Here is a 12,504-nt window from a genome sequence, read left to right as displayed (position 1 = left end):
ACCGGCCCTGCCCGCCCCGTCGGACCCGGGCTCAGGACCCGCTCACCAGCGCCCGCGCCCAGCGGTAGTCCGCCTTGCCGCTCGGCGAGCGCCGGATCTCCGGCGCGACCACCAGCCGGCGCGGGATCTTGTACCCGGCGAGCCGGGTCCGGCAGTGCGCCTGGATCTCCTCCAGACTCGGGGCGCCGGCGCCCTCGCGCATCTGCACCACGGCCGCCACCCGCTGGCCCCACCGGTCGTCCGGAGCCCCCGCCACCAGCGCGTCGTACACATCCGGATGGGCCTTGAGGGCCTGCTCCACCTCCTCCGGATACACCTTCTCGCCGCCGGTGTTGATGCACTGCGAGCCCCGGCCCAGGACGGTGACGACGCCCTCGCGATCCACCGTCGCCATGTCCCCCAGCAGCACCCAGCGCTCCTCCCCGCGCCGGAAGAACGTCTCGGCGGTCGCCCGAGGATCGTTGTAGTACCCCAGCGGTACCTGCCCGCGCTGCGCGATCCGGCCCACCGCGCCGGCGGCGACCGGCTCGTACGTCACCGGGTCGACCACCGTCGTACGGGCGTTCACCCGCAGCCGGAAACCCCGCTCCGGGCTCGAATCCTCGGTCGCGGTGCCGTTGAAACCGGACTCCGACGATCCGAAGTTGTTCAGCAGCACCACCCCGGGCGCCAGCGCCGCGAACTGCGCCCGCACCGTCTCCGACAGAATCGCGCCGGACGAGGACACACTGAACAGGGCGGAGAGATCGATGCCCTTCAGCGGCCCGCCCAGCGCGTCGATCAGCGGGCGCAGCATCGCGTCCCCGACCAGCGACACGCTGGTGACCCGTTCCCTCTCGACGGTCCGAAGCACCTCCTCGGGCGCGAATCCGCGCCGCAGCACCACCCGCTGGCCGAAGTTGAAGGCGATGAACGCGGTCAGCGTCGATGTGCCGTGCATCAGCGGGGCGGTGGGGAAGAACGTGATCCCGTCGCCGCCCGCCGCGACCCGCCGGGCCAGTTCCCCGGGCGAGGAGACCGGCTCACCGGTCGGCGCGCCGCCGCCGAGCCCCGAGAAGAACAGATCCTCCTGCCGCCACATGACTCCCTTCGGCATCCCCGTGGTGCCGCCGGTGTAGATGATGAAGAGATCGTCGGCCGACCGGGGGCCGAAGCCGCGCCCGGACGGGGCGGCGGCCACCGCGTCGTCGAAGGCGACGGCCGCCGGGCCCGGCGCGTCCGGGGAAGCGGCCCCCACCCGCACCAGATGCCGCAGCCCCGGCGCCCTCGGCGCGGCGGCGGCGACCCGCCCGCCGAACTCGGCGTCGAAGACCAGCGCCGCGAGATCGGCGTCGCGGTAGAGATGGACCAGCTCCTCCTCCACATAGCGGTAGTTGACGTTCACCGGCACGATCCGCGCCTTCAGGCAGCCGAGGAGGGTCTGCAGATACTCGATCCCATTGCACAAATGCAGCCCGAGGTGCTCGCCGGGCCCGATCCCCGCGCCGGTCAGATGGTGGGCGACCCGGTTGGCGGCCGCGTCCAGCTCCGCGTAGGTCAGCCGGCGCTCCTCGCCCGTCCCCGCACGACCGGCGAAGACCAGCGCCTCACGGTCGGGGACCACATCCACGACCGATTCGAAAAGGTCGGCAAGGTTGTACTCCACCGCTCCTCCTGACCGCGGGCGCATCCCGGCTCCGGCGGTCATTAGAGCGCCCGGGACCACAACTGTGAAGGGGGGTGGAGGAAGAAAACTGACTGTCTGTCAGAAAGCTATTGAACTGCGCCCGCCGCTCCTGCAACCTGTTCTGTCTCTGGCAACGGGAGGCCCGCACATGGCAGCACACCCGACACCGCGCGGCGGCGCCGAGCACCTCACCGCACACCGCGAGGGCGCGACCCTGGTGCTCACCCTCAACCGGCCCGAGGCGAAGAACGCGCTCTCGCCGCCGATGCTGGTCGGCCTCTACGACGGCTGGCTGGAGGCCGACGCGGACGACGCGATCCGCTCCGTCGTCCTCACCGGCGCGGGAGGCGCGTTCTGCGCCGGAATGGACCTCAAGGCCCTCGCCGGCGACGGCTTCGCGGAACACCCCCACCGCGACCGGCTCACGGCCGACCCCGACCTCCACTGGAAGGCCATGCTGCGCCACCACCGCCCCCGCAAACCGGTCGTCGCCGCCGTCGAGGGCCCCTGCGTCGCGGGCGGCGCCGAGATCCTCCAGGGCACCGACATCCGCGTCGCGGGCGAGAGCGCCGTCTTCGGCCTCTTCGAGGTCAGACGCGGACTCTTCCCCATCGGCGGCTCCACCGTCCGGCTGCCGCGCCAGATCCCGCGCACCCACGCCCTGGAGATGCTGCTCACCGGCCGTTCCTACACCGCCGAAGAGGCCCTGCGGATCGGTCTCATCGGCCATGTCGTCCCCGACGGCACGGCCCTGGACCGGGCGCTCGCCCTCGCCGAACGGATCAACGCCTGCGGCCCGCTCGCCGTCGAAGCCGTCAAAGCCTCGGTGTACGAGAGCGCCGAGCTGACCGAGTCCGAGGGGCTCGCCGCCGAACTCGCCCGGGGATGGCCCGTCCTCGCCACCGAGGACGCCCGCGAGGGCGCCCGCGCCTTCGCCGAGAAACGCGACCCCGTCTACCGGCGCGCCTGACCGAGGAGTGATCCGGATGCCCCGACCGCTCCGCGCCCCCCTGGTGGTGGAGTTCCCCTTCACCCGCTCCCTCGGACCCGTCCAGAGCGCCTTCCTCACCGGGCTGCGCGAACGCACCGTCCTCGGTGTGCGCACCGCCGACGGCCGGGTGCTGGTGCCGCCCGTCGAGTACGACCCCGTCACCGCCGGCGAACTCCGCGAACTGGCCGAGGTCGCCGCCACCGGTACCGTCACCGCCTGGGCCTGGAACCCCTCCCCGCGCCGGGGCCAGCCGCTGACCAGCCCCTTCGCCTGGGCGCTGATACGTCTGGACGGGGCCGACACCTCGCTTCTGCACGCGCTCGACGCCCCGGGACCCGACACGCCCGGACCCGACGCGGTCCGCACCGGGCTGCGCGTCCGGATCCGCTGGGCGTCCCGGCGGGTCGGAGCCATCACCGACATCGCCTGCTTCGAGCCCTTCGACAGCGCCCCGGACCGGCGGGCGAGCGCGCACACCGGCCGCTTCGCCGACCCCGTCACCGCCATCGCCGCCCCCGCCCGGCTCGACTACGTCCACACCCCCGGCCGCGCCCAGGGGGCCCATCTCGCCGCCCTCGCCGAGCACCGGATCGTCGGCGAACGCTGCCCGTCCTGCCGCAAGGTGTACGTCCCGCCCCGGGGAGCCTGTCCCACCTGCGGCGTCGCCACCGCCGAACAGGTTCGGGTCGGCCCGCGCGGCACGGTCACCACGTACTGCGTGGTCAACATCAAGGCCAGGAACCTGGACATCGAGGTGCCCTACGTCTACGCCCACATCGCCCTCGACGGCGCCGACCTCGCCCTCCACGGCCGGATCGCGGGCATCCCGTACGACCGGGTCCGGATGGGGCTGAGGGTGGAACCGGTGTGGGGTCCGGGCGGCGGCCACCCCGACCACTACCGGCCCACCGGCGAGCCCGACGCCGCCTACGACACCTACAAGGAGCTGCTGTGACGCCCCCCGCCCGGCAGACCCGGCCCCCCGCTCGCCGGACCCCGCCGTCCGCCCCGCAGACCGTGCCGTCCGCCCCGCAGACCCAGACCCCCGCCCGCCGGGTCGCGATCGTCGCCTACGCGCGGAGCGCCACCCGGCCCGGCGCGGAGGAGCTGTCCGAGGTCGAGACGCTGATGCCGGTCCTCCACGAGGTGCTGGCGCGGACCGGTCTGCGGACCGGCGACATGGACTTCACCTGCTCGGGCTCCTCCGACTACCTCGCGGGCCGGGCCTTCTCCTTCACCATGGCCCTGGACGGCGTCGGAGCCTGGCCGCCGATCTCCGAGTCCCATGTGGAGACGGACGGCGCGTGGGCGCTGTACGAGGCCTGGGTGAAAATCCTCACCGGCGCGGCGGACACCGCGCTCGTGTACGCGTACGGCACATCCTCGGCGGGCCGGCTGCGGGACGTCCTCAGCCGGCAGCTCGACCCGTACTACACCGCGCCGCTCTGGCCCGACTCCGTGTCGCTCGCCGCCCTCCAGGCACAGACCCTGATCGACGACGGCCGGACCGACGAGGCCGAACTCGCCGCGATCGGCGCGCGCAGCCGTGCCGACGCCGGACTCGAACAGCGGGAGCACGGCGAGTACATCGTCCGTCCGCTGCGGGCCGGCGACTGCCCGCCGGTCGGCGACGGCGCGGCCGCCGTGGTCCTCGCCGCCGGGGACCGAGCCCGTGACCTGTGCGAACGCCCGGCCTGGATCCGGGGCATGGACCACCGGATCGAGGCCCACGGCCTCGGCGTACGCGATCTGACCGACTCGCCCTCGACCCGGCTCGCCGCCCGGCGCGCCGGAGCCTTCGACCGGCCCCTCGACACCGCCGAACTCCACGCCCCCTTCGCCTCCCAGGAGGTCGTCCTGCGCCGAGCCCTCACCCTCGACTCCAGGGTGAGGGTCAATCCGTCCGGCGGCGCGCTCGCCGACAATCCGATGATGGCCGCCGGGCTCGTCCGCCTCGGCGAGGCCGCCGCCCGCATCCACCGAGGCGCGTCCGACCGGGCCCTCGCCCACGCCACCTCCGGGCCCTGCCTCCAGCAGAACCTGGTCGCCGTCCTGGAGGGGGAGAGCGATGAACGCTGAGCCCGTGGCCGTCGTCGGCATCGGCCAGAGCCGGCACGCCGCCGCCCGCCGCGACGTCTCCCTCGCCGGACTCGTCCGGGAGGCGGCCCGGCGGGCCCTGGACGACGCCGAGCTGACCTGGGCGGACATCGACGCCGTCGTCATCGGCAAGGCCCCCGACTTCTTCGAGGGGGTGATGATGCCCGAGCTGTATCTCGCCGACGCCCTCGGCGCGGTGGGCAAACCGATGCTGCGCGTGCACACCGCCGGCTCGGTCGGCGGCTCCACCGCGCTGGTCGCCGCCGACCTGGTGAAGGCCCGGGTCCACCCCACGGTGCTCGCGGTCGCCTTCGAGAAACAGTCCGAATCCAACGCCATGTGGGGTCTGTCCCTGCCGGTCCCCTTCCAGCAGCCGCTGCTGGCGGGCGCGGGCGGATTCTTCGCCCCGCACATCCGCGCCTACATACGACGCTCCGGCGCGCCGGACACGGTCGGCTCCCTCGTCGCCTACAAGGACCGGCGCAACGCCCTCAAGAACCCGTACGCCCATCTCCACGAGCACGGCATCACCCTGGAGAAGGTCCGGGCGTCCCCGATGCTGTGGGACCCGATCCGCTACTCGGAGACCTGCCCGTCCTCGGACGGCGCGTGCGCGATGGTCCTCACCGGACGGGCGGGGGCGGCCCGCTCGCCCCGGTCCCCCGCCTGGATGCACGGCGGGGCGATGCGCAGCGAACCCACGCTCTTCGCCGGGAAGGACTCCGTCTCCCCGCGCGCCGGGCGCGAGTGCGCCGCCGAGGTCTACCGGCAGGCCGGGATCGCCGACCCGCGCCGGGAGATCGACGTGGTGGAGATGTACGTCCCCTTCTCCTGGTACGAGCCGATGTGGCTGGAGAACCTGGGCCTCGCCGCCGAGGGGGAGGGCTGGCGGCTCACCGAGGCCGGGGTCACCGAACGGGACGGAGAGCTGCCCGTCAATCCGTCGGGCGGGGTGCTCTCCACCAACCCCATCGGGGCCTCCGGCATGATCCGTTTCGCGGAGGCCGCCCTCCAGGTGCGCGGGCAGGCGGGCGAGCACCAGATCGACGGAGCGCGCAGGGCGCTGGGGCACGCCTACGGCGGCGGTTCGCAGTTCTTCGCCATGTGGCTGGTCGGATCGGAGCCGCCCGCCACCTGATGTCCCGGATCCGCCGGATCCGCCTGATCCGCCGGGCCCGCCATCCCGTCGGACCACCCGGGCCCGCCGTCCGCCCGATCCGCCGCCCCCGGCCCGCCGCCCCGACGGATCCGATGGACCCGCCGATTCGGACGCCACCCGTCCGGGCCGGTCCGTGGCCTGTGCGGGACGGGGGCCGATCGCTAGGCTGTGGCCCGAGTCAACGCGGGAGGAGCACGGACGTGGGCGAGAGCACCACCACCACGCAGGTGTTTTCGGGCTGGGACAAACCCGAACTCGACCTCAGCAACGCCGACTGGCAGTCGGGCAGTCAGGGGGCGGGAGACGTTCAGATCGCCTTTGTGGAGGGCTTCATCGCCATGCGCAACGGCGGCCGGCCCGAGAGCCCCTCGCTGATCTTCTCCCCGGCCGAGTGGCGGGCGTTCGTGCTGAACGCCCGCGGGGGAGAGTTCGACCTCACCTGACGGCGCTCCGGACGCACCCGGGACCGGTGGGCCGCCGCCCGGCCGAACCGCCCGGGTGCCGAGTCCGGAACCGCCCGGGACGAGCGGGCCGGGGCCGCCCGGCGAAGACTCCCGCCGGCCCCGCGCACCCCCGGCCCCCGGTCGGCCGGGTGTCCCAGGCCACGTACCATGGCGGTATGTCCTTCCTCCGCCGCCGCAGCGCCGCCACACCCGCGGGCCCGGACTTCGACGTCCTGGCCATGGACCCGGGGGACTGGCCCGGCAATCTCGGCGCGGGGCTCCTGCCCGCGCCCGACGGCACCTGCCAGGGTGTCTTTCTGCGGTACGACCTCTTCGGCGGACGCGGCCCCGCGATGATCATCGGCAATCTCCCGGAGGGCTCCCCGGCCCGCGAGCTGGAAGAGGGAGAGGTCCCCTTCGAGGTGGGCCAGCTGCTGCTGGCCCTGGAGAACGACGAGCCCGTCGAGGTCGTCGGCAGCGAGGACGTCCCGGTGATGCAGGGCGACAATCTCCTCATCGTGCGCCGTCTGAAGCTCTCCGAGAGCCGGATCTCCTGCGTCCAGTTCGACCGCAGCGATCAGGTGCTGGTCACCATCGCCAGCTGGGACCGCCCGATCACCGACGATCTCTACGCCCTGCTCAAGCCGCTGCCCGCGGAACTCTTCCAGCAGGGCTGAGCGGACCGGGCCCGGAACGGCGTCATCCTTCCGGGCCCCGCCCCGACCGGCCGCGCGGATCGAACGCCCCGACCGGCCGCGCGGACCGAACGCGCGGACCCCGCCGGTCCCTCCGGGCGCCCGCGCACTCTCCCCTCGGCCGCTGCTATCGGGCGAGCATCGTCGCGAACCGCGCCGCGGCCGTCCCCAGACCGCTCGGCCCGCCCAGCCGGGCCGTGCCCGCGCCCCGGTGCACATCCTCCGCCCGATACCGGCGCACGGTCCGGTGCCAGTTGAGAATCCCCGCGAGCCAGTCCTCCATCTCCCGCACACAGGCGTAGAGCGCGGCCCGCTCGGTCTCGTTCAGCCGGAAGTCCTCGCACAGCAGCGGCAGTTCATGCTCCTTCACATGGAGGAACTGCCGCAGCCGTCCGTGCATGAGATCGTCGACGATGGTGACGGCGGCCGGATAGTCACAGCCGAAGAACGTCTGCACCACCAGCACCGCGTTGTGCAGCTCGCCCTCGACCTGCACCTCTTTCTGGTACGAGAAGAGGTCGTTGACGAGGATCGCGTAGTCCTGGGCCGACAGCTCCAGGCTCCTGACGGTGCCGTGCCGCAGCAGCTCCGCCGGAAGCTCGCCCTCGTGGCGCAGTTTTGAGAGCAGCATCGTCAGCTCCGAACCGAAGGTGGTCCGGCGCATCTCCAGATAGTCGACCGGATCCGGGACCCGGTGCTGTGCCTGGTTGTGCAGCTCCCACAGCCAGCTGTCCAGCATCGCCTCGATCGCGGTCCGCAGCTCCCGCCGGGCGGCGGGGCTCATGGGGCCGGCGGTGCGCGCCCACAGATCGGCGAGCGACCGCTCCAGCGGGCTCATCGCCGCCGCCGGCGCGGAGGCGGGATCCTCGACCGGCATACAGGCCCTCAGCCGGTCGTTGCTGAGCTTCGCCCCCAGCAGATTGCGGGGGCGGCCGAACACCACGGGGTAGTAGTCGTCGGCGTAGGTCCCCCAGGTGAGCCACTCCGCGCTCAGCTCCAGCTCCTCCGGAGAGGCGTCCGGGTCCAGACCGGCCGAGCAGAGCGCGAGGTCGAAGCCGCGCAGCATCGGACCGTCCCAGATGTCGCCCAGCAGCCCCATCCGGTCCGCCCAGGCGACGGACTTCTCATGGGCGTCCCGGTGGTGCGGGCTGAGCGTCAGCGGGAACGGGAGGTCGAACTCGGGCAGCAGCGAGGGGCCGACCCGCCGATGCGGCACATGGGTGAGGCTGCGCAGCCGGCCGGCCCCCTGCCGCGCGAACAGCGATCTGATGTCGAGCGCGGAGGTCCCGAGGCCCCCGAGGGCCGCGCCGGTCGGCGGCCGCCCGGCCGCCAGGCCCTCGTTCATATAGCGGCTGGAGCGCAGATGCCACTCATGACCGCCCGACTGCCAGTCCTGGAGGCCCTTCACATAGAGCCCGATCGCGGCGCACTCGGCCGGGGTGAGCCCCTTCTCCAGACAGAGACCGGGGACCTCGGTCAGGGCGGTGTTCTCGAACTGGTGGAGGCGCGAGGTCAGCAGATCGTTGACGGATTCGGCGGCCTCCTGGGTCGTACAGCCGAGAAAGCGCTCCAGGACCAGGACGCCGTTGCTCAGTTCGCCCTCCTCCTCGACCTCGCGTTGGTACGAGAAGAGGTCGTTGCGCAGATGCACCGCGTCGGAGAAGGCGTCCACGAGCACGCGCAGCGGACGGGAGGCGGCCACCGGCTCGGGGACCTCGGCCCCCGCCGCGTACTCCACCAGCCCCGCCGACCAGGGCGCGCCGCCGACCTTGCGGCGCATCTCGATGTACTCGACCGGATTGGCGACCCGGCCCTCATTGATGTTGGACAGCTCCCACAGCGACTCGTTGAGGAGATTGCGCGTGGACTCCGCGAACCGGGTGCGCCACGCGGGCGACATGGCCGGGACGGTCCGCGCCCAGAGATCGGCGAGTCCGGCCTCCACCGGATTGGTCGGCTCCGGTGTCGGGCCGCCCTGCTCCATCGGCATGAAGGCGGGCAGCCGGTCGAGATAGGCCTTCCCGCCCTCACGGTCTTGGGTGCGTTTGAAGATCTCCAGGAAGTGGTCGTCGAAGAAGAAGACCCACACATACCAGTCGGTGACCAGGGAGAGCGTCTCGGCGTCGCAGTCGGGGTGGGTGTATCCGCACAGCAGCGCGTAGTCATGGGCCTCAAGATCCCGCTCCTCCCAGATGCCGGATCCCTCCAGCATGCCCATGCCGCGCGCCCACTCCCGGGTGTGGGAACGGGCCGTCGCGACATGAGGGTTCAGGCGTGCCGGGTGCGGCACATAGAAGTCGGGGAGGACGAAGGGCTGTGCCATGCGTGAGATGCCTCTCGGGTCAAGTCGGCGACTACGGAAAAGCTTTACCCGTCCCCCATCTGGCCCACACATAACACATGAAATGCCATATAAGCATATAAATCTGCGGGCAGTTGGATTCCGGGAACCGACCATCAACCCCGGCCGGTCACAGCGCCTCCGCGCCGCGTGCCCGGGGCTCCCCGGGGGCGCGGCGCGGAGGAAGAGATCGCTCAGCGTGTGCCGACGGCGGCACGCACCGCCCGACGCGCCCGCGCGCAGTCGTCGTGCAGCCGCCGCAACAGCAGCCGCTGCTCCTCACCGGCCGAGAGCCCGCCGGGAGCCGCCCCGGAGGGGCCGCCCGTCGGCGTCGCCTCCCGCATCGTCCGCTGGACCGCCGTCTCGTAGGTCCGGATCTCCCGGGTCAGCACCAGCATCAGATTCACCAGGAAGGCGTCCCGCGCCTCGGGGCCCGCCTGCTGTGCCGTCTGACTGATGTGCCGCCGCGCGGCGGGCGCGTCGCCGAGCACCGCCCAGAGCGTGGCCAGGTCGTACCCGGGCAGATACCAGCCCGCGTGCTCCCAGTCGACCAGCACCGGACCGGTCGGCGACAGCAGCACATTGGAGAGCAGCGCGTCACCGTGGGAGAACTGGCTGATGCCGTGCCGCCCGCCCGCATGCGCCAGCCCGCGCAACAGCTTCTGCAGATCGCCCAGATCCCGATCGGTGAACAGACCCAGCTCGTGATAGCGGGAGATTCGCGACGCGTAGTCCAGCGGCCGGTCGAACAGCTCGGCCGGCGGCCGCCAGGTGCTCAGCCGGGCGATCGCGCCGAGCACGGCCCGTACATCGGTGCGCGGCGGAGCCTCGTTCGGGTGACGGGTGAGGGCCGCGGGACGGCCGGGCATCCGCTCGATCACCAGGGTGCAGTTCTCCGGGTCCGCGGCGATCAGCCGCGGGGCGCGCACCGGCGGACGGTGGCGCACGAACGCGCGGTAGGCGGCTATTTCGTGCCGGAACCGCTCGACCCAGACGGAGGAGCGGTCCAGCAGACACTTGGCGACCGCGGTCGTCCTCCCCGTCGTACCGACGATCAGCACGGAGCGCCCGCTGCGGCGCAGCACCTGCACCGGAGTGAACTCCGGACAGATCCGGTGCACCGCCGCGACCGCCATCCTCAGCTGCGCGCCCTGCGCTCCGGACAGGTCGATCCTCCCGCTGGGGGCCTGGCCGGCCGCCGTGGCGGGCCGCAGCGGCGGCCGGCCCGTGCGCGCCGGGGCGAGATACGGTCCGGCTCCGTTCAGCGTGGGCGGGCGCTGCGGCCGGTACGGGGCGGACACGGAGGACGATGCTGTGTGCATGGGGGTGACAGATCCCTTCGTGCGCCGACAGTTCGCGTGCGCCGCCCGCCCCGGCTCCGGCCGCATCCTGGGGAATGCGACCGGAGCCGGGCCGGGGTGACGCGTTCCTACGTCACACCAGCGCGCGGGTGGCACACCATCTGGCGAACCCTGGCGAACCCTGGCGAATAGCGGTCGCGCGGCTGCCCGCGCCCGGGGGCGGGCTACTGTCAACTCAGCCGAGAACCTGGGGGCTTGACGTGACCGGAGTACCCAACACCCGCCTGTACGACCTGTTCGGCATGACCGGCTGGTCCAAGGGCGAACTCGCCAGACTCGTGAACCGGCAGGCGGCGGCCATGGGCCACCCCCAACTGGCGACCGACACCTCGCGGGTACGGCGCTGGATCGACATGGGGGAGACCCCGCGCGACCCCGTGCCCCGCGTGCTGGCGGCTCTGTTCACCGAGCGGCTCGGCCGTGTCGTGACCATCGAGGACCTCGGGTTCGTACGGAACGGGCGAGCGGGCAGGCGGAAGGACGCGCAGGGCTCGGAGAACCCTGACGGCCTGCCGTGGGCGCCCGACCGGACGGCAGCGGTCCTCACCGAATTCACGGGAATGGACCTCATGCTCAACCGACGCGGCTTGGTGGGCGCGGGCGCCGCGCTCGCCGCGGGAACGACGCTCAGCAGCGCGATGCACGACTGGCTGCAGACCGATCCCGCTCTCGCCCAGGACGCCCCCTCCACCGAGAACCCCCTGCACGCCGACCCCGTGGGGTACGACCGCTACGAGGCGGCCCCCATCGGGTCCGAGGAGATCGAGGCACTGGAGCGGTCCGTCGAAGTCTTCCGCGCCTGGGACGCCGCCCGCGGCGGCGGGCTCCAGCGGAAGGCCGTGGTGGGCCAGCTCAACGAAGTGGGCGGCATGCTCGCCTACCGCCACCCCGATCACCTCCAGCGGCGCCTGTGGGGCGTCGCGGCCAACCTCGCCGTCCTCGCCGGCTGGATGTCCCACGACGTCGGCCTCGAACCCACCGCCCAGAAGTACTTCGTCATCGCCGCCCACGCCGCGCGCGAGGGCGGCGACCGGCCCAGAGCCGGGGAGGCGCTCTCCCGCGCCGCCCGCCAGATGGTCCATCTGGGCCGCCCCGACGACGCGCTCGACCTGATGAAGCTCGCCAAATCAGGATCGGGCGACGAGACCCTGCCGCGCACCCGGGCGATGCTGCACACCATCGAGGCCTGGGCACAGGCGTCCATGGGCCACGGCAAGGCCATGCGCCGCACCCTCGGCGAGGCCGAGGACCTCTTCGTCTCCGACAAGGGCGATGTGCCGCCCCCCAGCTGGATGCAGATGTTCGACGAGGCCGATCTGCACGGCATGGAGGCGCTGGCCTACCGCACGCTCGCCGAACACGATCCCTCGGCGGCCAACATCGCGCAGGGACACGCCAGAAAGGCCCTGGAGCTGCGCGAGGGCGGACGACAGCGCTCCAAGATCTTCGACTACATCTCGATGGCCTCCGCGTGTTTCATCGGCAACGATCCCGAACAGGCCGATCGCTACGCCAGACTCGCGCTGGTCTCGATGGGCGAGACCTCGTCCCACCGCACCTGGGACAGGCTGCGTGAGATGTACCGGCTGACCGGGCACTACGCCGGACACGGCAAGATCGACGATCTGCGCCAGGAGATCCTTCTCGCGCTGCCCAACAGCCCCCTGCGGAGGCACAGAGGCGCCCCCGCCTAGCCTCCCCGCCCCTGGGCTCCGGACCGTGTGCCGGGCTCTTCGATCCGTTCGATCCGC

General features: G+C 72.5%; 10 protein-coding genes. 7 read left to right on the top strand and 3 right to left on the bottom strand.

What is annotated here, in order from left to right; all coding sequences use genetic code 11:
- Positions 1-31 precede the first annotated feature (31 nt).
- Entirely contained in the window at positions 32-1,645 is a 1,614-nt protein-coding gene (locus ACF089_RS21475; RefSeq protein WP_392028801.1) for an acyl-CoA synthetase, read from the bottom strand.
- 169 nt (positions 1,646-1,814) lie between these two features.
- Here ACF089_RS21475 and ACF089_RS21470 point away from each other — a divergent pair, with 169 nt between their 5' ends.
- From ACF089_RS21470 to ACF089_RS21445, 6 genes are all read left to right on the top strand, one after another.
- Positions 1,815-2,636 (top strand): crotonase/enoyl-CoA hydratase family protein, encoded by an 822-nt coding sequence (locus tag ACF089_RS21470; RefSeq protein WP_392028799.1) that lies wholly within the window; start codon positions 1,815-1,817, stop codon positions 2,634-2,636.
- A gap of 16 nt (positions 2,637-2,652) precedes the next feature.
- Positions 2,653-3,612, top strand: coding sequence for a Zn-ribbon domain-containing OB-fold protein (locus ACF089_RS21465; protein ID WP_392028797.1), 960 nt, complete (start codon positions 2,653-2,655; stop codon positions 3,610-3,612).
- A gap of 62 nt (positions 3,613-3,674) precedes the next feature.
- Complete coding sequence (locus ACF089_RS21460) at positions 3,675-4,736, top strand: thiolase domain-containing protein (RefSeq protein WP_392028945.1); 1,062 nt, start codon at positions 3,675-3,677, stop codon at positions 4,734-4,736.
- Positions 4,726-5,892, top strand: a complete 1,167-nt coding sequence (locus ACF089_RS21455) for a thiolase domain-containing protein (protein ID WP_392028796.1) — start codon at positions 4,726-4,728, stop codon at positions 5,890-5,892. Before ACF089_RS21460 ends, ACF089_RS21455 begins: the two co-directional genes overlap by 11 nt.
- A 221-nt stretch (positions 5,893-6,113) precedes the next feature.
- Positions 6,114-6,356: a DUF397 domain-containing protein gene (locus ACF089_RS21450; protein ID WP_392028794.1), complete on the top strand. Its 243-nt coding sequence runs from the start codon at positions 6,114-6,116 to the stop codon at positions 6,354-6,356.
- A 176-nt stretch (positions 6,357-6,532) separates the two neighbouring features.
- On the top strand, positions 6,533-7,033 hold the full coding sequence (locus tag ACF089_RS21445) for a hypothetical protein (RefSeq protein ID WP_392028792.1): 501 nt from the start codon (positions 6,533-6,535) through the stop codon (positions 7,031-7,033).
- 145 nt (positions 7,034-7,178) lie between these two features.
- On the opposite strand, the gene ACF089_RS21440 is transcribed toward ACF089_RS21445, so the two are convergent.
- Entirely contained in the window at positions 7,179-9,374 is a 2,196-nt protein-coding gene (locus ACF089_RS21440; protein ID WP_392028790.1) for a germacradienol/geosmin synthase, read from the bottom strand.
- Between the two features lie 212 nt (positions 9,375-9,586).
- Positions 9,587-10,714, bottom strand: a complete 1,128-nt coding sequence (locus tag ACF089_RS21435; protein ID WP_392028788.1) for an aminoglycoside phosphotransferase family protein — start codon at positions 10,712-10,714, stop codon at positions 9,587-9,589.
- A 239-nt stretch (positions 10,715-10,953) separates the two neighbouring features.
- On the opposite strand from ACF089_RS21435, the gene ACF089_RS21430 reads away from it, so the two are divergent.
- The gene (locus ACF089_RS21430) at positions 10,954-12,447 is read left to right on the top strand and encodes a hypothetical protein (protein ID WP_392028786.1); all 1,494 of its coding nucleotides are present in this window, start codon (positions 10,954-10,956) and stop codon (positions 12,445-12,447) included.
- Positions 12,448-12,504 lie beyond the last annotated feature (57 nt).

Source organism: Streptomyces sp. NPDC014894 (assembly GCF_043080985.1).
Classification (GTDB): Bacteria; Actinomycetota; Actinomycetes; order Streptomycetales; family Streptomycetaceae; genus Streptomyces.
Note: the sequence above shows the minus strand (reverse complement) of the source record. Positions and strands in the feature narration are given on the sequence as shown.

Excerpts from the sequence above, each read along its gene's own strand:
- ACF089_RS21470 (WP_392028799.1), top strand. The coding sequence starts at position 1,815 with ATGGCAGCACACCCGACACCGCGCGGCGGCGCCGAGCACCTCACCGCA.
- ACF089_RS21465 (WP_392028797.1), top strand. The coding sequence starts at position 2,653 with ATGCCCCGACCGCTCCGCGCCCCCCTGGTGGTGGAGTTCCCCTTCACC.
- ACF089_RS21455 (WP_392028796.1), top strand. The coding sequence starts at position 4,726 with ATGAACGCTGAGCCCGTGGCCGTCGTCGGCATCGGCCAGAGCCGGCAC.
- ACF089_RS21445 (WP_392028792.1), top strand. The coding sequence starts at position 6,533 with ATGTCCTTCCTCCGCCGCCGCAGCGCCGCCACACCCGCGGGCCCGGAC.
- ACF089_RS21440 (WP_392028790.1), bottom strand. The coding sequence starts at position 9,374 with ATGGCACAGCCCTTCGTCCTCCCCGACTTCTATGTGCCGCACCCGGCA.
- ACF089_RS21435 (WP_392028788.1), bottom strand. The coding sequence starts at position 10,714 with ATGCACACAGCATCGTCCTCCGTGTCCGCCCCGTACCGGCCGCAGCGC.